Here is a 22,703-nt window from a genome sequence, read left to right as displayed (position 1 = left end):
AAGTGATGATTCCATTGTATCTAAAAAAAGAAAAAACTGCCGTGTTTCAGCAGTTTTAACAGGGTAATATGTGGTTTCGGAAATAGCCACCGCGCTAGCGGTTTAGTGCTATGGTTTCAGTACCTTTCCTGTCAGTAGTTTCAGAGGATTTCCTTTGCACTTGTTTTTTGGATACCTGCAAAGGATTGGAGAGAAGGTGATATGGTGTTTGACATTAGTGAAGAATTAAAGAAATTGCCACAAAAACCCGGCGTTTATCTTATGAAGAATGAGAATGGTGAAATTATTTATGTGGGAAAGGCAATTAATTTAAAAAATAGAGTTCGACAATATTTTCAAAGCAGTAAAAATCAGACTGCAAAAACCCGTGCAATGGTTCCCCAAATTGTGGAGTTTGAGTATATTGTTACCGATTCAGAATTGGAAGCCTTAATTTTAGAATGTAATTTGATCAAGCAGTATGAGCCCTATTACAATATCATGCTGAAGGACGATAAAACTTATCCCTATATCAAAGTGACGATTCAGGAGGATTTTCCACGTATTTTTATCACACGACGTATGGATAAAGATAAAGCCAAGTATTATGGTCCATATACTGATGTTTTGGCTGTAAAAGAAACCGTAGAAACATTGCATAAGCTTTTTCCCATTCGAAAATGTAAAAAGAATTTGCCAAAAGAAATTGGCAAAGAACGACCATGTTTAAATCATCATATTGGTCAATGCCTTGCACCTTGCAGCGGCAAAATAACTTCCCAAGAATATAAGGAATTTATAAAAGATGCGATGGATTTTTTGGAGGGGAAGCACGAGGGAATCCGAAAAAAAATGGAAGAGGAAATGGCGGAAGCCGCCGAAAATATGGAGTTTGAAAAAGCGGCTTCATTAAGGGATAAAATTCGTTCGGTGCAGAGCATTGCCCAAAAGCAAAAAATGGCAAACATTTCTGTGGGAGATGCGGATGTTGTTGCTATGGCCCGTGCGTTCCATGAGTGCTTGGTACAGGTTTTCTTTATACGAGGTGGAAAAATGACAGGGCGGGAAAACTTTACAATGACTGCACCTGAGGAACAAAGCCGTAGTGAAATTTTAACTGCGTTTGTGCAGCAGTTTTATACAGGCACTGCTTATATTCCCCGGGAAATTATTCTTCAGGAAGACTTGGTTTTTGAGGAAAAAGAGCTTTTAACACAATACCTTAGTGAAAAAAAAGGTGGAAAGGTAACTTTTATTGTCCCATTAAAAGGAGAAAAACAAAAGTTGGTTGAGCTTGCCCATAAGAATGCCATGCTTATTTTTGAGCAATTTGGTGAGAAGTTGCGAAAAGAGGAACAACGTACCAAAGGAGCAATGGAGGAATTGCGGCAGGTTTTGGGACTTAGTCAGCGACTTCAACGTGTGGAGGCCTATGATATTTCCAATACACAAGGTTTTGAATCCGTTGGGTCTATGGTGGTGTTTGAGGATGGTAAGGCAAAAAACAGTGATTATCGAAAGTTTCGCATTAAAACTGTAGTTGGTGCAAATGATTATGCTTCAATGAAAGAAGTGATTACCCGTAGGTTGAATCATGCTTTGCGAGAAAAAGCTGAAGGAAATACCAGCAGTTTTACCCGTTTGCCAGATTTGATTTTTATGGATGGTGGTAAGATTCAAGTGAGGGCGGCTCAAGAGGTTTTAGCATCTTTTGGAATGGATATTCCTGTTTGCGGCATGATAAAGGATGACAGACATCGTACACGAGGGCTTTTATTTGAGGGAGAAGAAATTAAAATACCCTTTACTTCTGAAGGTTTTCGCCTCTTAACCAGAATACAGGATGAGGTACATCGTTTTGCTATTACTTATCATAGGAAGCTACGGCAAGAAAAGGCGCTGCATTCAGTTTTAGATGATATAAAAGGCATTGGAGAAATTCGCAGAAAGGCATTAATGCGCCATTTCGGTTCCATTGAAGAAATTGCCCAAGCGGAAGTGGCAGATCTTTTAGAGGTTGAGGAAATGAACATTCCTTCTTCAGAGCAGGTTTATGCTTTTTTCCATCAGGATGAATTGCAAAATTAATCGTTTTCGGTTATGATAACAATGAGTACAAGCCTGTAGTGTAAGGAGGTTTTCATGTATAGTGCAAAATTAACGAAAATTGTAGAAGAATTTCAATTAGAGAATGTTTTACCTGAGGTAGATATTTCAAATCGGGTGATTACCCGAAAGGAAATAAACCGCCCTGCATTACAGCTAACAGGGTTTTACCATAGGTTTGATAATGATAGATTACAAATTATAGGCAGAGTGGAGCACAGCTATTTACAAACGCTGGATGCACTGGCAAGGGATGAGGCAATTTGTCATTTGTTTGAATGTCATATTCCTTGCTTAATCATCTGTAAAAACCAAGAAGTTTTTTCGGAAATGATTTTCTATGGAAGAAAGTACGATATACCAATTTTCAGAACCTGTAAAACTACCACGGATTTTGCCGCAGAAATGATAATGTGGCTTAGAGGAGAGTTGGCAGAACGTGTAACAATGCATGGAGTTTTGGTAGATATTTATGGCGAAGGTGTTTTAATTACAGGAGCCAGCGGAATCGGAAAAAGCGAAACTGCCCTGGAATTAATTAAGAGAGGACATCGTTTAATTGCCGATGATGCCGTGGAAATTAAAAAAATTGCCGATCAAACGCTAGTGGGCAGTTGCCCTGAGCTGATTCGTTATTTAATCGAATTGCGGGGAATTGGTATTATTAATGTAAAAGAATTATTCGGTATTGGTGCTGTGAAGCAATTAAAATCTATAGACCTAATTATAAAGCTGGAGATTTGGGATGGTAATAAGGGCTCCTATGACCGTTTGGGTTTGAGCGAGGAATATATGGAAATTTTAGGGAATAAAGTACTTTGTAATACCATTCCCATTCGTCCGGGCAGAAACGTTGCTGTAATTTGTGAATCTGCGGCAATTAGCAATCGCCAAAAGAAAATGGGGTATCACACAGCAAAAGAACTGGAAAAGAGGATTTTGCAAACCAATCATGCTGAGACAAAATAGGAAGGTGACTATATGGATTCAGTAGTAGAGAAGTTACGCATATTGTTGGGCAAGAATGCCGTTTTAACGGATGAACCAATGAATGGGCATACCACATTTCGGACGGGAGGTCCTGCGGATATTTTTATTATGCCCTCTGATTTGGAGGAAGTAAGGGAAAGTATTCGTATTTTACAAGAGTACGACATCCCCTTTTTGGTAATCGGCAATGGAAGCAATCTTTTGGTAAGGGATAGGGGCATTCGAGGTGCAGTTCTGCAGATTGGCGGAAGAATGTCGAACGTTGAAATAGATGGAGAATATGTTTACGCTGAAGGTGGTGTATTACTGGCTGCACTGTCGGCAAAGGTGGCTGAAAATAGCCTAACAGGATTGGAATTTGCGTCAGGTATTCCCGGGACATTGGGGGGCGCCGCTACCATGAATGCAGGGGCCTATGGCGGGGAAATGAGAGATGTTTTAGTCTCTGTTGAAGTTCTCACAAAAGAAATGGAGCGAAAAACAATTCCTGTGGAAGATTTAGAGCTGTCTTATCGCCACAGCATCTTGCCAAAAGAGGAATATATTCTTTTGAGGGCTACCTTAAAATTGCAAAAAGGGAATCGGGATACTATTAAGGCAAGAATGGCAGAGCTTGGTGAGCAAAGGCGAGAAAAACAACCCTTACAATTTCCCAGCGCGGGAAGTACCTTTAAACGGCCGGAAGGCTATTTTGCGGGAAAACTGATCCAGGATGCGGGCTTAAAAGGCAAGACTATTGGTGGTGGTCAGGTTTCAGAGAAGCATGCAGGGTTTATCATTAATATAGGAAAAGCTACCACCCAGGATATTCTAGACTTAATCGCTTTTTGCCAGCAGGCTGTTTTTGAAAAATTCGGTGTTATGTTGGAAACAGAAGTGAAAATTGTCGGAGAGAGTTAGGTGCTTTACAAAGGAGAAGATTTTCTATGAGATTTGTAATTGTTACGGGTATGTCCGGCGCAGGAAAGTCGTCTGTTCTAAAGTTTTTGGAGGACATTAATTTTTTCTGCGTAGATAATTTACCTCCGGCATTGATTCCCAAGTTTGCAGAGCTTTGCTATGAACAAGAAGGGGAAATTGAGCGTGTTGCCATGGGGGTAGATATCCGCGGTGGAAAGTTGTTTAACGACTTATTTCATGTGTTGTTTACCTTAGAAAAAAAAGGATATCAATATGAAATTATTTTTTTGGATGCATCGGATCATACTCTGATTAAACGCTATAAAGAAACACGCCGCAGTCATCCTCTTTCCAGAAAAGGATCCATTGAAGATGGCATTCTTCAAGAACGGGAGATGCTAAAGGAAGTAAAGAGTCGTGCAACCTACATTTTGGATACCACAAATGTACTTACAAGAGAGTTAAAGGCTCAAATAAACCGTATTTTCATGGAAAATCAGCATTTTGAAAGTCTGGTTGTTACAGTTTGCTCTTTTGGATTTAAGTATGGCATTCCAGTAGATAGTGATTTGGTTTTTGATGTGCGATTTTTGCCAAATCCCTTTTATATTCAGGAGTTAAAAGAAATGACCGGAAATGATGCTGCAGTAAGCGATTATGTCATGTCTTTTCAAGAAAGCAAGGATTTCTTGAAAAAATTGGTAGAAATGGTTGAATTTTTATTGCCTCTTTATGTGAAAGAGGGGAAGAATAGCCTTGTAATCAGTATTGGCTGCACAGGTGGGAAGCATCGTTCGGTGACTTTGGCAAACGCTTTATATAATGCTTTAGATAGGGACAAACATACACTTTTACTGAAGCATAATGATATTGAGAAGGATACACGCCACAGAAAACAACCTTAATTGTTGATAAACGAAAAAAGTTGAAAGGAGGCGCAAATTTGTCATTTTCATCTAAGGTAAAGCAAGAGTTGTACGAACATTTTGGAAATGGGAGACATTGCAGCATTGCTGAACTCTCAGCCTTTGTAAATATTTGTGGTCATATTGCATTATATAAGGATTCTTTTTGTTTAAAAATTCAAACCGAAAATTATCTTGTTGCGAAAAAATGCTTTACATTATTGAAAAATACTTTTAATATTAACAGTGAAATATTTATCAAATCCGGCGGTAAAAAACGCAGATCAAAGGTTTATGTTCTTTTACTAAAAAATTCTAACCAAGTTGAAAGATTACTTAGCGCAACAGGTATCTTGTTGACTAGGAATGGTATGCCGACCATTCGAAATAAGATGTATCCTACGGTGGTCAGCAGTATATGTTGTCGTCGTGCATACATCCGAGGGGCGTTTATTTCGGTTGGCTCGGTAAACAACCCCGAAAAAAACTATCACTTAGAGTTTGTGCTGCCTTCTCATGATTTGGCAACGCAGCTGAGAGATTTGGTAAATACCTTTGGCCTTGACTCAAAAGTGGTAGAACGCAAAGACCATTTTATTGTGTACCTGAAAGAGGGAGAGCAAATCGTTGATTTGCTAAATATTATGGGAGCGCATATTGCATTAATGGATCTGGAAAATGTTCGAATCGTGAAGGAAATGCGAAATGATATTAACAGAAAAGTAAATTGTGAAACGGCGAATCTTAATAAAGTGGTACTTGCAGCGGTCAAGCAATTGGAAGATATTACATATATCCAACAAACTATTGGGCTTGATAAGCTTCCAAAGCAATTGCAGGAAGTAGCAAGACTTCGGTTGGAATATCCGGACATCAGTCTAAAGGAATTGGGAACTTATTTAGCGGAGCCGGTAGGCAAATCTGGTGTAAATCACAGACTGCGGAAAATCAGCAACTTAGCAGAGACGCTCAGAGAGGGTAAGGGTGAAGAAAAATGACACAGAGAACAGTGACAATCAAAACATCTTTAGACGCAAGACAGGCAGCTTATTTTGTGCAGACAGCAAGTAAATTTAATTCTGAAATTCAAGTGAGTGTAAATGAAAAAAAAATTAACGCAAAAAGCATTATGGGAACAATTGCGTTAAACATGCAAGAAGGACAAACCGCTACAATTATTGCGGATGGCGCTGATGAAGCATTGGCTGTTGAAGAATTGGCTTCAGTTTTATGCTAAGCAATTATACTAATTTATAATTTTATTGCCCCTTCAATTATGAGGGATATTACATTTTTTATAATAATCGAAAAGAAACTGCATTGCCAAAATAGTTTTTAGCAATGCAGTTTTATTTTAAGAGCGGGGTGGTTTAGGGCCTTCAAATTGATAATAATCTGTTTTAATACGACCGTTAAACAGTTTTCTTTTTTTGTCGGCTTTTCGGCCAAACAGCGTTTCAAAATATTCCATAGATGTGATTAGATAGGTTGACCATGTAGTATCCTCTTTCATCGTTGCACCCAAAGTACGATACATTTCTTCTACATCTTTTAGCTCGCCGATACGCTCACCATAGGGAGGGTTGGTTATGATGACACCATATTTTCCAGGTAAAGTTATCTCTTGAGAAGGCTTTACTTCAAAGGTGATACAGTCGTCCACGCCGGCTTTTTCCGCATTTTCTTTGGCAAGGGCAATGGCTGCAGGATCAATGTCACTTCCGTAAATTTCAGGTGTAACATCATAATCGATTGCTTGGTATGCCTCGGCGCGACCTTTTTTCCAGAGTTCTTTTCCGATGCGCTCCCATTCTTCGCTGGCAAATTTTCTTTGTAATCCAGGTGCAATATTTCTTGCAAGCATGGCAGCTTCAATGGGGATTGTTCCCGAACCGCAGAAAGGGTCCAACAAAATTCGATCTTTGCGCCAATAGCTAAGCTGAACCATGGCAGAAGCAATGGATTCTTTTAAAGGAGCATCCAAAGCGTTTGCACGGTATCCTCTCATATGCAGGCCGGAGCCGCTAGTATCAATAGCCAAGGTTACCACATCTTTTAAGATACCCACTTGGATTGTATAAGAGGCGCCGGTTTCATCGAACCAATCGGTTTTATATTTTTCTTTTAATTTTTCAACCACTGCTTTTTTTACAATGGCCTGACAATCGGGAACGCTGAAAAGTGTGGATTTCACCGATTTTCCTACTACGGTAAATTTTCCATCTTGAGGAATCCAATCGCCCCAAGGTAAAGCCTTCGTCCCATCAAATAATTCTGTAAAGGTAACCGCGGTAAAGCTACCCATTCTTACCCATACTCTTCCGGCACAGCGCAACCAAAGGTTTGCTGTTACAATATCTTTTTCATTTCCGGTAAACTCCACTTTACCATCGGAGACATGGATATTTTGAAATCCAAGGGCTTGGCATTCACGTTTCACAACAGATTCCAGCCCGAAGGTTGTACTTGCAATTAATTCTATACTCATTTCTCAAACTCCGTTCATTTTTCAATAGTATACCTCGAAAATAATATATAAATTATGAAATTTTATATAAATTAAAGAAGTAATCTTATTCTTTCGAGTAGTTTGATATATTATAACATGTTATCATGAAAAGCTAAAGGAAATACAACTTATTTTATATTTAAAATAAATAAATTCCCTTGATTAAAAATTGGAAAAACGTTATTATAATGATTACGTATGAAAAAAGAAACGAGGAGAATTATGTATAAACTATTAAAAACTTGCGGTAGGGCGAAACGTGGTGAGTTTCACACACCTCATGGAATAATACAAACACCGGTATTTATGAATGTTGGAACTTTGGCTGCAATCAAAGGTGCACTTTCAACGGAGGATTTAGAGCAGATCAAATGTCAGGTTGAACTTTCAAACACCTATCACCTGCATTTGCGTCCCGGAGATAAAATTGTGAAACAGCTGGGCGGGCTTCATAAGTTCATGGTTTGGGACAAGCCCATTTTAACGGATTCTGGTGGCTTTCAGGTGTTTTCTTTAACATCTCTTAGAAAAATAACGGAGGAAGGCGTACGTTTCAGTTCCCATATTGATGGCAGAAAGATTTTTATGGGGCCGGAAGAGAGTATGCAAATCCAATCCAACCTTGCTTCGACCATTGCCATGGCTTTCGATGAATGTATTGGAATTCCTGCCGAAAGACCTTATGTTGAGGCTTCTGTAGCTCGCACTACTCGTTGGTTGGAGCGTTGCAAAAAGGAACTGACGAGATTGAATTCCCTGGACGATACTATTAACAAAAAACAAATGCTCTTTGGAATAAATCAAGGTGCAACTTATGCCGATATTCGAATTGAACATGCGAAACGGATTTCTGAGTTGGATTTAGATGGGTATGCTGTAGGTGGTCTTGCGGTAGGAGAAACCCATGCTGAAATGTACCATATATTGGAAGAAGTTGTTCCCTATTTACCTCAAAACAAACCCACATATTTAATGGGGGTAGGTACGCCTGAAAATATATTGGAAGCGGTAGAAAGGGGCATTGACTTTTTTGACTGTGTTTTACCTGCTAGAAACGGACGTCATGCTCATGTATATACCAATGGTGGAAAGCTAAACCTTATGAATGCAAAATATGAATTGGACGAAGCTCCCATTGATGAAACATGTGATTGCCCGGTATGTCGTAGATATACGAGGGCGTATATTCGACATCTTTTCAAAGCGAAGGAAATGTTGGCGATGCGGCTATGCGTTATGCATAATCTTCATTTCTTCAATACGATGATGGAAGAAATACGATTTGCTCTGGATGAAGGACGTTTTCCGGAATACAAAAAAGCAAAATTAGAAGGATTTCAGCAAGCCAAAGGGAAATAATTCCTTGACGTTAAATTAAATTTTATATATAATTATTTAGATACTGGTGAAAAGCTATGAATCGAATTTTTTTGGTTCAAGCTTACAGAAAAATATGTTAGGAGAGATACAAATGTCAATCGTACCTTTTTTATTAGATTCAAGCACTGCAATTTTGCCCAGTAGCGGGGATACTGCTGCTGCATCGTCTTCCAGTGGAAATATTTTCGGCTCTCTTGCATCAAGCAATCCGATTATGTTAATCGTATTATATTGCGTACTCCTTGTGGGGGTTATGTATTTCCTTTCTGTACGACCCAATCAAAAAAGAGAAAAGCAGCTGGCCGAAATGAGAAGTGCTATTGCCGTTGGTGATTCCATCATAACAAACAGTGGTATGTTTGGTAAGGTTGTGGATATCACATACGAAAGCTTTATTATCGAGTTCGGCATAAATAAGGGAGTGCGGATTCCTGTTTTAAAGGGTGAAGTATTAGGAAAGAGAGAACCAAACTTATCTAACGAAGCACCTGTTCAGGCTGAGCAGCCGAAGAAGAAAAAAGGTCTTTTTCGCCGTAATGAAGAATAATTGATTAAAAAAAGACTCTAAAGACTCTATATTAAATGGAGTCTTTTTTTGTGAGAGTTATATAAAAAAGGCAAGATTTTTAGAAATAACTTAGGATTTAATGTGAAATAAAAACAAAAAAGACTTTATTCAAAGAAGTATGTTTTCAAAAAAATATAAAATTGGTAAATAATTACATAAATTTTTGCGAATATCCATTTTGAATATCGCTTTATAATATAAAAAACAAATAAATAGAAACTTTTGTCGTAAAATAACGAACACTTTTTACAATTTTCTTATCAAATTAGGGTGTTTTATTGACAAAATTGAGCATTAGAGGTAAAATATGCTTATGCAAAGGCTTGTACTTTTTATATGCTTTTGCAAATTTTAGTTTAAAAAATATGCAAAAAGAAAGGGAGAAAAACTATGAAAAAATTGCTTTCCATGCTTCTTGCTTCAGCACTGGCTGTTTCTATGCTGGCTGGTTGCGGCAGCACAAATGAGGCAAACACAGGCGCAGATAATGGAGATGCCACACAGAGTGAAACAAAAGTTTATAAGGTTTGTAACTTGGTAAATGGTACTTTAGGAGATAAGTCCTTTTTTGACTCTGCTGAAGCAGGCTTGAACAAGCTGCAGGAGGATGGCAGAATCGAGTACAATACCATTGAAATGGGTGGTACAACAGAGGATCAGGCAAAATGGCAGAGTACCCTGGATGAAGTTTCCAGGTCTGGCGAATATGACCTCATTGTTTGTGGCACATATCAGATGCCTGATTATTTGAAAAATGTTGCAGAACAGTTCCCCGATCAGAAATACCTCATCTATGATGATACAACCTATGAATTGCCTAACGTTGCAAACTTAAGCTATGCGCAGAATGACCTGGGTTACTTGGTTGGTGTTTATGCTGGTGCAATGACAACAGAAACAAGTGTTGAAGGTATTAACGAGGATGCTGTTATTGGTTTTGTTGGCGGTGTTGATAGCCCTGTAATCAATGACTTCTTGTATGGCTTAATTTTGGGTGCACAGAGCTCCAACCCTGACATTAAAATTGACACAAGATATGTAAACAGCTATGTTGATCCTGCAAAGGCAAAAGAATTAGCTGAATCCATGATTAACGATAAGCATTGTGATATTATCTGGGGCGTAGCTGGTAACTCCGGTAACGGTGCTGCTGAAGCTGCTTTGGAAACAGGAAAAGCATACTTCATTGGCGTTGACTCCGATCAGGAATTGACATTCTCTCCTGAATTGGCAGCAATCACTTTGACATCCGGTTTAAAGAATATTGGAAACTCTCTTGTTTGGTTCTTTGATGAATGGGATGCAGGCAAGGAACACTTCGGTGAACATACTTTATTGGGTATGAAAGAAGGCGGCATTGGCATGGTTACAGATAAAAACTATGATAGCAAAACACCTGATGCTGTAAAAGAAAAAGTAAACGCTGCAATTGAAGGCATTTCTAGTGGCGATATCGTAGTTCCTACAGCAATTGGAAATGAAACAGATGAAGTTCAGCAGTTAAGGGAATCTGTTAAACCTTGATGAATTTTATCCAAGCATTAATATGCTGATAATACTTAGGGGGGGCTTTTATGCTCCCCTTTTACCATTGATGCATTAATTTTATTATAAATAGGGATTTATTGAAATAAAACGTAATTTTTCATACTATTATTTGAAAAATTATGATAGAATATGAAAAAGAAAAAACGATGTGTCGTGAAAAAAATCCTTTTCATTTATTTTATTTATAAAAGGATTTTTTTGAAGGTGCATGGAAAATTAAAAATCAATGAACTTTCTGCTCAAATGAACAAAATGCAAAAGAGGAGGGGGAACCGAAAATGTCCGACAACAATCTTGTTGTTCAAATGAAGGGAATCGCCAAAGTCTATCCAAACGGTGTTGCCGCAAATCAAGGGGTCGACTTTAATGTAATGCGTGGGGAGATTCATGCACTTATGGGTGAAAACGGTGCCGGCAAATCTACGTTAATGAAGATGCTATTTGGTTTGGAACAGCCGACTGAAGGAGAAATCATTATTAATGGAGAAAAAGTTTCACTTTCGTCACCAACTGTGGCGATTTCCAAAGGAATTGGAATGGTACATCAGCATTTTATGCTGGTTCCAAGCTTAACTGTAGCCGAAAATATGGTTTTGGGTATGGAGCCGAAGCAAGGAAACAAATTATTTATCAACTATAAAAAAGCGGTTGAAATTACTGAGGAATATTCAAAAAAATATAATCTTTTTGTGGATCCACACGCAAAGGTAAGAGATATTCCTGTTGGTATGAAGCAAAAAGTTGAAATTTTAAAAGCTTTGGTACGTGGTGCGAAAATCCTTATTTTGGACGAGCCCACTGCAGTATTAACAACCCAGGAAACAGAAGAGCTTTTTAAAGAATTAATACATTTAAAAGAACAGGGTTATACCTTGATCTTTATTTCTCATAAATTAAACGAAATCAAACAGATTACGGATAGACTTACGATTATGCGTGGTGGTAAGTCCATGGGTGTACATGAAACTGCAAATATTTCAAAAGAGGAAATCTCTCGCTTAATGGTTGGGCGTGATGTTGTTCTTACAGTTGAGAAGGAAAAAGCAGAGCCTACAGATGTGGTTTTAAGTGTTCGTAACCTTGAATATACCAATGAATGGAATAAAAAAATGCTGGACAAAATGTCTTTCGATGTAAGAAAAGGTGAGATATTAGGTATCGCAGGGGTTGAAGGCAACGGGCAGAGGGAATTGGTTGAAATGCTTTTCAATTTAAATGTTCCCGATAATGGTTTAGCAAAGGTTAACGGAAAGAATATTTTGGGCCGCCCCCAGAGAGAAATTCGTGATATGGGTGTATCTTTAATTCCAGAGGATAGAATGACATTTGGTATTGCGGGCGCAGGAACCATTGAAGAAAACTTAATGAGCGATCGTGCATCTGAAAAAAAATATAATAATGGACTTTTGTTTAACTTAAAGGCAATGCATGAAGATAGCGACGAATTAATTAAAGATTATAAAGTTCTCTGCAAATCCCGCAGACAGCCGGTTGGTATGCTTTCAGGTGGAAATATTCAAAAAGTTGTTGTTGCCAGAGAATTTTCCAGTGAACCTGTTTTAATTATTGCCGATCAGCCAACTCGTGGTATTGATGTTGGTGCTACAGAATTTATTCGTAAAAAATTGGTGGAACTCAGCCGTGAAGGTGCAGCTGTTCTTTTGGTTTCTGCTGATTTAAACGAGGTAATGGAGCTTTCCGATAGCTTAATCATTATGTATAACGGTAAAATTGCTGCTTACTTTGAAGATACTTCTGTTTTAAATGACACGATTATGGGTGAGTATATGTTAGGTTTAAAACAGCAAGATGCTGAGGAGATAAGGGGGGTTTTACATGGAGAATAAGCATTATAATATGTTCGAAATTTTCCGTGGGTTCATAGCCATTGCAATTGCAATTTTCGTTGCATTTATTTTAATTTTGATTTGCGCTGACGATCCTGGAAAAGCATTGGAATGTCTGTTAATTAAGCCAATTATTAGTAATGGTGCTTTAAATACAAAATCAATTTTTACTATTTTAGCTCGTATGACGCCGATCATTTTTACCGGTCTAGCGGTTTGCGTAATGTTTTCTGCAAATCAATTCAACTTAGGCGGCGAGGGTGCTGTTATGTTAGGCGGTTTTGTTGCTGCGCTTTTGGGAATTTATATTCCAATGGCCTCTGGCGTTCATATTCTGGTTGCCGTACTTGCAGGTACCATTATGGGCGGTTTGATCATGATTATTCCAGCTGTAATTAAGGTAAAGTTAAAAGCCAGTGAAATGGTATGTTCTTTAATGATGAACTACGTTATTATGTATATTATTTTACATTTTCTGAATAATGTATTTGCTGATAGAAGTAAAGGTGCTACGCAAACATATCCATTTTTGAATACTGCAATTATACCCAAAATAATTCCCACCTCAGAGTTGTCCTGGGGCTTTGCTATTGCAATTTTAGCAACGGTTATTGTAGCGTATTTTATGTATCGTACTCGCTGGGGCTACTCCATCCGTATGATTGGGATTAATGAGTCTTTTTCAAAATATTCAGGAATGAAAGTTGGCAGTATTATTGTTTTGTCCCAAGTTATTGGCGGTATGCTTTCCGGTATGGGTGGCGCTATCGAAATCTTGGGCAGAGAAAATGCTTTCAAGTGGTTGGATTTGCCGGGTTACGGTTGGACAGGTATTACCGTTGCAATTCTTGCCAAGAATAACCCTATCATGATACCGTTTGCTGCATTGTTTATCTCTTATTTAAATAGAGGCTGTGAGTTAATGTCTATTTACGCAGGCGTTCCCGCAGAAATGATAGATATTATTCAGGCTGTTATTTTCTTATTCTTTGCAGCGGAACACTTCTTGTCTGGTACACGTCAGAAAATTGTTGTGAAGGACGCAAAAGAAGAATTGCATAAAAAAGAATTAGCCACCTCAGGGGAAGGGGGTAATGCGTAATGTTTCATCAGTTAGTTGACATGGTTTTTTCGGCCAGCTTCGGATATTCTATTATTCGTATTACATCACCAATTCTTTTTGCCGCTTTAGCAGCGGTTGTAGCCGAAAAGGGCGGTGTTGTAAATATTGGTCTCGAAGGGATTATGATGATCTCTGCATTATTCGGTGTGCTTTTCTCATACTGGACAAACAGTTGGCTTATTGGCGTAGTAGGCGCTGTAGTCATTGGTGTTTTGGTTGCAATGATTATGGCAGTTTTTGCTTTAAAATTAAAAACAGATATTATTTTAGCGGGTATTGCCATTAACCTATTGGGCGGCGGCGGAACTGTTTTTCTATTATATCTTTTTACAGGTTTGAAGGGAAATACCGCAAGCCTTACAACGCCGAATATGTTAACGCCTAAGGTGAATATACCTTTACTGAAAGATATTCCTGTGATCGGACAGATTTTTTCAGGACACTCCGTATTAACCTATGTTGCATTCCTTCTGGTTATTCTTGTGTGGGTGTTGCTGTACAAAACTGCTATGGGACTTAGAATTCGTGCTGTAGGGGAAAACCCTAATGCTGCGGATAGTGTTGGTGTTAGCGTATTAAAAACACAGTATATTGCATTGGCCATCTCCGGTGCATTAGCAGGTCTGGGTGGTGCTTATATGTCTATGTATTATTCTCAGAGCTGGAATATTGGTATTGTTGCGGGTCGTGGGTTTATTGCCTTGGCTGCTCAGGCCATGGGACAAGGGGAACCTGTTGGAGCTATGTTATCATCCTTGTTGTTTGGTTTTGCAAGTGCTTTGGGTAACAAGATGGAAGGCATGCAGGGATTCTCATCCTATTTGGTTGCTTCCATCCCTTATGCAGTTACAATTATCGGATTGGTAATTTATGCAATGAGTACCATTAAGAAAGTAAAACGTTTTAAAGATAGTGACAAATAATATGTAAGAAAAAGTTGGGAGTTCTTTTGAACTTACCAACTTTCTCTGTCAAAAGGAAAAACAGGAGGAAAAGATGAAAAGGATACCTATTATTTTAGATGGCGATCCAGGGCATGACGATGCCATTGCTTGGGTTTTGGCGAAAGCAAGCCCTGTTCTTGATATTCGTGCTGTTACATCTTGCTGTGGTAACCAAACAATTGAAAAAACCACATATAATGCCCTGCGTATTTGCACTTTAATCAACTTACATGTGCCAACGGCAAAAGGCCGTGTTCGCCCTTTAATTGCAGATCCAATCATAGCGCCAACGGTACATGGAGAATCAGGATTGGATGGTCCGGAATTACCGGAGCCTGATTTTGAAGTTGTTGATATGGATGGAGTTACACTAATGGCAAAAGTAATCCGTGAGAGTGATGAGCCTATTACGATTGTACCCACAGGTCCTTTAACAAATGTTGCAGCGTTACTCTTGGCACATCCTGAATTGAAAAAAAATATTAAACAGATTTCATTGATGGGTGGCGGGGTTCAACATGGAAACTGGACTCCTGCGGCAGAATTTAATATTTTGGTTGATCCCGAGGCTGCGGATGTAGTATTTAAATCTGGAATACCTATTATTATGTCAGGGTTGGATGTAACAGAGAAAGCTATGATTTTTCCGGAAGATTTTGAAAGAATACGTGCGCTTGGAAATCATGTGGCTGAAATTGTAGCTGATTGGCTGGAATTTTTTTATCAGTTTCATAGAAGTATTGGTTATGAAGGTGCGCCAGTGCATGATGCAGTTGCAGTTGCAGCTCTGATTAAGCCGGAAATTATGGAATCCAGAGACTTGTTTATTCAGGTTGAAACAACAGGAGATTTTTGTAAAGGAGCAACTGTTGCTGATTTTAATCAAGTATTGGGCAAGGCACCAAATGCAAAAGTTTTACTGGGAATAGATAGACAGGGATTTGTTGATTTATTGGTTGAAGCAATTAGTGTATATGGGGAGGTGGTAAAATGAATCGTTTCCCAGTAATTATCGATTGTGACCCGGGTGTTGACGATACGGCGGCATTATTGTTAGCAAGTCGATTGGAAGAATTGGATATTCGTGCAATTACAACAGTTGCAGGGAATGTTGGCGTTGATAAAACTACAGCAAACGCTATAAAAGTAAGACATGCAATGGGAAAAGACGTCCCCATTTTTATGGGAGCGGATAGACCTATGTTTCGTGAAGCTGTTACTGCTGAAAAATTTCATGGTAGTGATGGTTTTGGGGGTGTTGCATACCCCAAGGAGATCATCAATACTGAAATCGGGGAAGAAAAAGCGTGGGATGCGATCTACCGTATTGCAAAGGAGTGCAATGGGGAGTTGATAATTATTGCAGTTGGTCCCATGACCAATTTGGGCATTGCTTTTTCAAAATATAAAGATTTACCGAGTTTAATCAAGCGAGTTGTAATCATGGGTGGTGCTGCAATTGGCGGCAACGTGACACCTTCTGCGGAGTTCAATATTTATGTTGATCCAGAAGGGGCTGATATGCTATTTTGCAGCGGTGTGCCTGTTTATATGTGTGGATTAGATGTTACTTTAAAAGCATATATGACAGCGGAGGAAATCGAAGAAATCGGTGCCTTTGGATCGTTCCAGGCAAAATTGTTTCGTGACGTACTGCAAGGTGGCCTTAAGAAATACTTAGGATGGGGTTATAAAGGGGTTGCCCTCCATGATCCTGTGGCTGTATTATATACGGTAGACGATAGTATTTTTGAGACTCACCATGTAGGAATTCGTGTGGAAACAAAAGGCCAGTTAACCTGTGGTAAGACGGTTACAGATTTATATAGTGATAAACAAATGGAGCATAACGCTTATATTATAACTGATATAAATCGAGAGGCTTTTATAGAAAAAGTGAAAACGTTAATGGCTAAATTTTAAGAGTAACCCTCTACCCAACGAGAATTGGGTAGAGGGTTTTTTGGATAATTTCACGGAATGAAAAAAATACTTGACAAAAGAAATAAAAGACAATAATATAATCATAAATAGACCGACGGTCGGTCTAAAATGAAAAGGGGTATAAATCATGAGACAAGTAAAAGAACATAATGAACGAAAAAAAGAAATTCTAGATACTGCACAAACCCTCTTCTCTATAAAAGGATATGAGCAATGTAGTGTGAATGATATTTTGACTGAAATAGGAATTGCCAAAGGAACATTTTATCATTATTTTAAATCGAAGGAAGAAGTATTGGATGCAATCGTTGAAAGAACAACAGAGATTATTATTGGCAGAGCAGAGGACGCGGCAAAGAGAGCAGAACTTCCGCCAATAGACAAATTGATGCACATCTTCCTATCTATTCGCATAGAAGATGAGATGCCATCGGGTTTATTGGAGGAAATGCATAAACCGGAGAATGTGCTGATGCATCAAAAATCCTTATCTGCTACGGTGACAGCACTTACACCCATACTGGTAAATGTCATCGAAGTAGGAATTAAAAAGGGCGATTTTCAAGCTGAGTATCCCCGGGAATACATGCAGATTTTCTTAGCATCTGCTTTGACCCTTTTGGATGATGGAATTTTTCAAATTCAACAAATGGATCGGCAACGTATGTTTCAAGCATTAATAACCGTACTTTATAAAATGCTGAATGTTGATAAGCAAATGCTATGGAATAAATCAGAGATGTTTTTTCAAAGATAAGGGATTTATAATAAAATCTCCTTCATCGGAGTGTCGGAAAGTTCAGATTCGCATTTAATGATTTCAACAAAATGTTTCTAGTGAAATAGGAAGGAAAGAAATAGAACAATGAAAAATTTTATAATCATATGGGTCGGTGAGTTAATTTCAAATATTGGAAGTGGCATGACTGCGTTTGCCTTAGCAATTTATATATATCAATTGACAGGAAGTGTAACTTATGTATCGCTTATTACGTTATTGGCATATATGCCAACGGTACTACTAAGCCCCATCGGAGGAATTTTAGCCGATAGATACGACAGAAGAATGCTGATGATTTGCGGCGATTCCTTCTCAGGATTGGGGTTGCTCTATATTTTATTGAGTATAAAGTATGGGAGTGGTGGTATTTTTCCCATATGTATTGGTGTCACCATAAGTTCTATTTTTGTTGCTTTAATGGAGCCTGCATACAGAGCAACGGTGTCAGATCTACTATCTGAAGATGAATATGCCAAGGCAAGCGGCATGGTGCAAATTGCGGGAAACGCAAAGTACCTCGTTTCCCCTGCCATTGCAGGAATACTTCTTAGTGTATCGGATATTTCTTTGATTTTGTTTTTGGATTTCTCTACGTTTGCCATTACGATTTTAGCCGTTTCCATTGCAAGAAGGCATCTGCAAAAACCTAAGAAAAAAGAAGAACATGAAAGCCTTATAAAAGAGTTCCGTGAAGGATTTCAGCTATTAAATGAAAAAAAAGAAGTCCAATCTTTGATTGTTGTCATGACGTTGACATGTTTTTTTGTGGGATTTATTCAGACTCTTATTGCACCAATGATCTTGGCTCTTAGTAATGCCCAAACTGTTGGCTATATTGAATCAATCTGTGCTGTTGGGATGGTGGCAGGGAGTATTTTTATTGGAATTTTTGGAATTAAAAAAAACAAATATTGGAAAGTGCTTTTTTCAGCCTCCATTTTATGTGGCGTGTTTATGGTTTTCGCCGGACTAAGAACAAATTTGCTTTTTATTTCAGGGGCATTATTCTTGTTTTTTTTGACACTGCCCTTTATCAATACCTGTGGGGAGGTTCTTTTACGGGTGAGTGTATCCAATGATTTGCAGGGGAGAATTTGGGGATTGGTAAGTTTGCTCACCCAAGTTGGTATGATAATTGCCTATGCAACCTGTGGTGTAATAGCTGACACCGTTTTTGAGCCAATGTTTCTGCATTCAGGATTGCTTGCACAAAGTATAGGAAAAATTATCGGCACGGGCGAGGGGCGGGGAATGGCTTTTATGTTGGTTCTTTCTGGGCTGGGTATGATTTTGGCTATGATTTTCGTTCAAAAAACCCGAGGCGTTAAGGAGTTGAAGTGAAATTAGCGGAAGAAGGGGGAAGAGATGCTTTTAAATTTAGTAAAAAATGATTTTAAAAAAAACCCGGGAAACAACTTGGTACTATTGCTCTTTATGACGTTATCCGTTGGATTGGTTGCCACGGTTATTCTTACTATCAGTCAACTGTTTTTATCCATTTCTACGATGTATGAAACTGCTTTGCCTCCTCATTTTCTCCAAATGCATAAAGGTATGCTCGATCAAGAAAATATAGACGAATTTAATCAGGCATATCCCAATATTACCCACTGGCAAACTGTTGAAATGATTAATGTGTATGGCGATGAACTGAGAGTAGAGGGACAAAAAGAATTTACATTATCAGATTGTCGTTTAGATATTAGTTTGGTAAAGCAAAATCTCCAATATGATGTGTTGTTGAACGAAAATAGAGAATTTATTTCCTTAAAGAAAGGAGAAATCGGTGTTCCTGTAATTCTTTTGGAAAAAAATCCAATTAAAATCGGGGACAAAATATTTTTGGAAAGCAATGGAATAAAAAGGGAGTTTATTGTTGCCAGTTATATTTATGATGGGCAGATGAATTCCACGTTATGCTCTTCTACCAGATTTTTGATAAGTGATGGTGACTTTTATGATTTGCATGGTGTTGTAGGAGAAACGGAATACCTATTGGAAACATATTTTGATGATCCTTCTATGGCAGTTGATTATCAGTCGGTATATGAAGAGTATATCCCGACTTTGCCAAAGAATGGTCAGGCAGTAACTTATACAATTATTTTTTTGCTAAGTGCAATGACGGATATTATGACGGTAATGGTTGTGTTTGTTATGAGCGTACTTTTGACTCTGATTGCTTTATTTTGTATGAAATATACCATATTGACTGCAATGGAAGAGGAAATAACGGAAATTGGCACAATGAAGGCAATGGGTCTTTCTTCCAAGGCCATTGCAAATTTATACTTGAGTAAAATCAGAATTTTAATGATATTTGGTGTTATATTTGGCTATCTGCTTTCTTTGATTGCCTATCAATACACTTCTGAGCATATGAATAGAACTTTTGGAATACAACCGTTATCTTGGACCATTCTTTTTGTTGGTGCATTGGGAAGTGTTCTGGTATATCTGGTTACAATACAATACTGCAAAGGGATTTTAAAGAAACTGAAAAATATTAGTATTGTTGACGCTTTGGTTTGTGGGAAAGGATTTGCCAGGGAGAAACAGATCAGAAATGTTTTACATAAATCTTCGCCGATTCCTACTACATTTTTTATGGCACTTCATGAGGTTAGAACGGAGGTAAGAAGGTTTTCCTTGATTATTTTGGTTATGGCTCTTGTTTCTTGTATCGTTATTATTCCGATTAATATAGTAAATACCATGGAGACAGAGGAGTTCATTTCTTATATGGGCAGTGATGTTCATGACGTTTTCATTGAGATTGAACAGGGGAAAGACATTGAAAATAGGTTTGAAAATTTAGAAAAACTCTTGCAAAAGAAAAACAATACAAATTATCAATTTTTTGAAAGAATCAGAATGATGGCCATGGATGCAGAGGGAAAGCGGAAGAGCATTCATATTGATTCAGGACAACAGGCAGGCCAGGGACTTCAATATTTATTGGGAAATGCACCAAGAAATGAAAGTGAAATTGCTTTATCGAAACTAGAATCTGAATATTTAGGTATAAATTTCGGTGATTCCCTTGCCCTTTATTCTGAAAATCATGAAATCATGTTATATGTTTGTGGAATCTATCAGGACGTAACCAGCGGAGGTATGACCGCAAAAACAATGAGAGATTTCGAGGGTGTACCACCGGAGCAGTATAGATTTATGGTTGATTTTATCCAACAAAATAACAAACAAGAAATTATAGAAAGCTGGCGCAATCAATTAGGAAATGGTTATACCATTGAACAAATGGATGAGTTTATTACGGAAATTTTGGGTGGTGTGTTAAAGCAACTTAAGGTTACAGCATGGGTGTCCATGGGAATTGGCATTGGTCTTATCGGCCTTGTTATTTCATTGTTTATGAAGCTAAGATTAGCAGGAGCCGCATCACAAATTGCAATTCAAAAAGCGTTAGGAGTTTCTGTAAAAAACCTGCGAAAGCAAGAGCTTTATCAAATTTTGATTTCTGCAAGCATTGGTGTTATTTGTGGTACAACGGTGGCAAATGTTTTTGGTGATTACCTTATGAGCATTCTTTTTTCTGCCATGGAACTGGGAATCGTAAAAATCCAATTTTTTATTATTCCAATGATTTCCTGGGTAATTATTCCTTTAACCTTGTTGGCATTTGCGGGATGTTTCTGTTGGCTTGGGACAAAAAGTATAAAAAAGTTAAATGTGTTATATCATTTGAATGATTAAAAGAAAGGAATATTCTATGGGAACATTATTACAAGTGAACCACTTGTGCAAACAATTTGAAGGTAACGAGGTGTTAAGGGAGATATCATTGTCCATTCAAGTTGGAGAATATGTGGCGGTTATGGGGCGATCCGGTTGCGGTAAGACAACGCTTCTATACAATATTAGCGGTATGGACAGAGCAACAAGAGGAAGAGTTTTCTTTGAAAAAAAAGAAATAACTGCGTTATCCGAGGAAGAAATGAGTTCTATCCGGTTGGAAAAAATGGGATTTATTTTTCAAAAATCAAATTTGCTTAAAAATTTATCCCTCCGTGATAATATTGTATTTCCGGGGTTTCAGTTAGGAAAAGAGTCAAGAAGAGAAATCAATAAGAAGGCAGACGATCTGATGAAACGTACGGGAATTTCACAAATTGCCCATTATGATATTCGAAAAGTTTCGGGGGGACAGTTGCAAAGAGCGGCAATATGCAGAGCTTTCATAAATACTCCTTCCATATTATTTGCTGATGAACCAACAGGGGCATTGAATTCTGCTGCCACAAAAGAGATTATGGATATTTTTCATGATATAAATCAGGAAGGGGCGGCAATTGTTCTTGTTACCCATGATGCAAAAGTAGCGGCAAGGGCAGAAAGGGTGATTTATTTGGAAGATGGAAAAATGAAAGATGAATTGCGCCTTGGTAAGTTTCGGGAAGAAAAAAAACTGCAAAGAGAGATTAAGATGAGTGATTGGTTGCAAAATATGGGATTCTAGCAGAGGAAATACAAAATCAGATGTCTCAGAATTTTAACAATAAATTGTTGATAATTAGTCAGTCCCTCCCCAATGAATTTGAGCATGAGCATATAGGTGTAATTTCCTTATTTTTCTCTCAAACTCTTTTTTATCAATATTTTCTTTACAGGAAATGGTAGAAAGATTATAATATAGAGAAAAAATATTGAAATTTTGTAAAATTTTCTGTATCCTTTTTAATATAGAACTTGCAATTGAGAAATATAAAATTTTTTGTAATAAAAACAGTTTGAAAAATCAATAATAATGGAGGGTGATTATATGGATTTAAAAGATATCATGCAGGAAAAAGTTTTTGCTGTTGTTGGTGATACACTGAACGAAGAAAAATATGCTTTCAAGATAAAAAACGAATTGATGGAACATGGGTATCAAGTGCATAGTGTTGGCAAAGAATTAGCATCCCTCAATGATATAACAGAGGAAATTGATGTTATTGATTTATGTATCCATCCTGTAAAGGGATTAAAATTAATGAAAGAATGCAAGAAAGACTACAAGTATATTTTAATTCAACCCGGGGCTGAGAGTAAAGAGCTATTAGATTATTTGGACAAAACACATGCTCCTTTTTTGGAAGGTTGCGCATTAGTTGGGTTAAGATTATATTCAAAAATAAAATAAAAGAAAACATTTTGGGAATCATATCATTAGATA

20 protein-coding genes are annotated in these 22,703 nt (G+C 37.8%); 19 read left to right on the top strand and 1 reads right to left on the bottom strand.

Annotation, left to right across the window (positions count from 1 at the left end):
- Positions 1 to 204 precede the first annotated feature (204 nt).
- Genes uvrC through P9Q65_RS06115 form a run of 6 tightly spaced genes read left to right on the top strand, consistent with a single transcriptional unit; the run spans position 205 to position 6,117 of the window.
- Complete coding sequence (gene uvrC, locus P9Q65_RS06140; protein WP_304508504.1) at positions 205 to 2,067, top strand: excinuclease ABC subunit UvrC; 1,863 nt, start codon at positions 205 to 207, stop codon at positions 2,065 to 2,067.
- A 54-nt stretch (positions 2,068 to 2,121) separates the two neighbouring features.
- On the top strand, positions 2,122 to 3,054 hold the full coding sequence (gene hprK, locus P9Q65_RS06135; RefSeq protein WP_304508488.1) for an HPr(Ser) kinase/phosphatase: 933 nt from the start codon (positions 2,122 to 2,124) through the stop codon (positions 3,052 to 3,054).
- Between the two features lie 12 nt (positions 3,055 to 3,066).
- Positions 3,067 to 3,975, top strand: a complete 909-nt coding sequence (gene murB, locus P9Q65_RS06130) for a UDP-N-acetylmuramate dehydrogenase (RefSeq protein WP_304508487.1) — start codon at positions 3,067 to 3,069, stop codon at positions 3,973 to 3,975.
- A gap of 26 nt (positions 3,976 to 4,001) precedes the next feature.
- Positions 4,002 to 4,880: an RNase adapter RapZ gene (gene rapZ / locus P9Q65_RS06125; RefSeq protein ID WP_304508486.1), complete on the top strand. Its 879-nt coding sequence runs from the start codon at positions 4,002 to 4,004 to the stop codon at positions 4,878 to 4,880.
- A 38-nt stretch (positions 4,881 to 4,918) separates the two neighbouring features.
- Positions 4,919 to 5,878 carry a DNA-binding protein WhiA gene (gene whiA / locus P9Q65_RS06120; protein ID WP_304508485.1) on the top strand — a complete coding sequence of 320 codons (960 nt, stop codon included), beginning with the start codon at positions 4,919 to 4,921 and terminating at the stop codon, positions 5,876 to 5,878.
- Positions 5,875 to 6,117 carry an HPr family phosphocarrier protein gene (locus P9Q65_RS06115; protein WP_304508484.1) on the top strand — a complete coding sequence of 81 codons (243 nt, stop codon included), beginning with the start codon at positions 5,875 to 5,877 and terminating at the stop codon, positions 6,115 to 6,117. Before whiA ends, P9Q65_RS06115 begins: the two co-directional genes overlap by 4 nt.
- Before the next feature lie 117 nt (positions 6,118 to 6,234).
- Here P9Q65_RS06115 and P9Q65_RS06110 read toward each other — a convergent pair whose 3' ends face one another.
- Positions 6,235 to 7,368, bottom strand: a complete 1,134-nt coding sequence (locus P9Q65_RS06110) for a THUMP domain-containing class I SAM-dependent RNA methyltransferase (protein ID WP_304508483.1) — start codon at positions 7,366 to 7,368, stop codon at positions 6,235 to 6,237.
- Between the two features lie 243 nt (positions 7,369 to 7,611).
- On the opposite strand from P9Q65_RS06110, the gene tgt reads away from it, so the two are divergent.
- The 13 genes from tgt (at position 7,612) to P9Q65_RS06045 (ending at position 22,670) form a co-directional block, all read left to right on the top strand.
- Positions 7,612 to 8,748 carry a tRNA guanosine(34) transglycosylase Tgt gene (gene tgt, locus P9Q65_RS06105; protein WP_304508482.1) on the top strand — a complete coding sequence of 379 codons (1,137 nt, stop codon included), beginning with the start codon at positions 7,612 to 7,614 and terminating at the stop codon, positions 8,746 to 8,748.
- Between the two features lie 112 nt (positions 8,749 to 8,860).
- Positions 8,861 to 9,316, top strand: coding sequence for a preprotein translocase subunit YajC (gene yajC, locus P9Q65_RS06100; RefSeq protein WP_304508481.1), 456 nt, complete (start codon positions 8,861 to 8,863; stop codon positions 9,314 to 9,316).
- A gap of 411 nt (positions 9,317 to 9,727) precedes the next feature.
- Positions 9,728 to 10,861 carry a BMP family ABC transporter substrate-binding protein gene (locus tag P9Q65_RS06095; RefSeq protein WP_304508480.1) on the top strand — a complete coding sequence of 378 codons (1,134 nt, stop codon included), beginning with the start codon at positions 9,728 to 9,730 and terminating at the stop codon, positions 10,859 to 10,861.
- Positions 10,862 to 11,163: 302 nt separating this feature from the next.
- Complete coding sequence (locus P9Q65_RS06090; protein WP_304508479.1) at positions 11,164 to 12,732, top strand: ABC transporter ATP-binding protein; 1,569 nt, start codon at positions 11,164 to 11,166, stop codon at positions 12,730 to 12,732.
- On the top strand, positions 12,722 to 13,834 hold the full coding sequence (locus P9Q65_RS06085) for an ABC transporter permease (protein ID WP_304508478.1): 1,113 nt from the start codon (positions 12,722 to 12,724) through the stop codon (positions 13,832 to 13,834). The genes P9Q65_RS06090 and P9Q65_RS06085 overlap by 11 nt, the downstream gene beginning before the upstream one ends.
- On the top strand, positions 13,834 to 14,778 hold the full coding sequence (locus tag P9Q65_RS06080; RefSeq protein WP_304508477.1) for an ABC transporter permease: 945 nt from the start codon (positions 13,834 to 13,836) through the stop codon (positions 14,776 to 14,778). The genes P9Q65_RS06085 and P9Q65_RS06080 overlap by 1 nt, the downstream gene beginning before the upstream one ends.
- Positions 14,779 to 14,851: 73 nt before the next feature.
- Positions 14,852 to 15,793, top strand: a complete 942-nt coding sequence (locus tag P9Q65_RS06075) for a nucleoside hydrolase (RefSeq protein WP_304508476.1) — start codon at positions 14,852 to 14,854, stop codon at positions 15,791 to 15,793.
- Positions 15,790 to 16,722: a nucleoside hydrolase gene (locus P9Q65_RS06070; RefSeq protein ID WP_304508475.1), complete on the top strand. Its 933-nt coding sequence runs from the start codon at positions 15,790 to 15,792 to the stop codon at positions 16,720 to 16,722. The genes P9Q65_RS06075 and P9Q65_RS06070 overlap by 4 nt, the downstream gene beginning before the upstream one ends.
- A 148-nt stretch (positions 16,723 to 16,870) precedes the next feature.
- Positions 16,871 to 17,500 carry a TetR/AcrR family transcriptional regulator gene (locus tag P9Q65_RS06065; protein ID WP_304508474.1) on the top strand — a complete coding sequence of 210 codons (630 nt, stop codon included), beginning with the start codon at positions 16,871 to 16,873 and terminating at the stop codon, positions 17,498 to 17,500.
- Positions 17,501 to 17,608: 108 nt separating this feature from the next.
- Positions 17,609 to 18,865, top strand: a complete 1,257-nt coding sequence (locus P9Q65_RS06060) for an MFS transporter (protein ID WP_304508473.1) — start codon at positions 17,609 to 17,611, stop codon at positions 18,863 to 18,865.
- Positions 18,866 to 18,889: 24 nt separating this feature from the next.
- Positions 18,890 to 21,241 carry an ABC transporter permease gene (locus P9Q65_RS06055; protein WP_304508472.1) on the top strand — a complete coding sequence of 784 codons (2,352 nt, stop codon included), beginning with the start codon at positions 18,890 to 18,892 and terminating at the stop codon, positions 21,239 to 21,241.
- 16 nt (positions 21,242 to 21,257) lie between these two features.
- Entirely contained in the window at positions 21,258 to 22,004 is a 747-nt protein-coding gene (locus tag P9Q65_RS06050; RefSeq protein ID WP_304508471.1) for an ABC transporter ATP-binding protein, read from the top strand.
- 303 nt (positions 22,005 to 22,307) lie between these two features.
- Positions 22,308 to 22,670 carry a CoA-binding protein gene (locus P9Q65_RS06045; protein WP_304508470.1) on the top strand — a complete coding sequence of 121 codons (363 nt, stop codon included), beginning with the start codon at positions 22,308 to 22,310 and terminating at the stop codon, positions 22,668 to 22,670.
- Positions 22,671 to 22,703: the final 33 nt, after the last annotated feature.

It is taken from the genome of Anaerotignum sp., from assembly GCF_030625865.1.
Lineage (GTDB): Bacteria > Bacillota > Clostridia > Lachnospirales > Anaerotignaceae > Chakrabartyella.
This window is presented reverse-complemented; position numbering and strand designations above follow the sequence as displayed.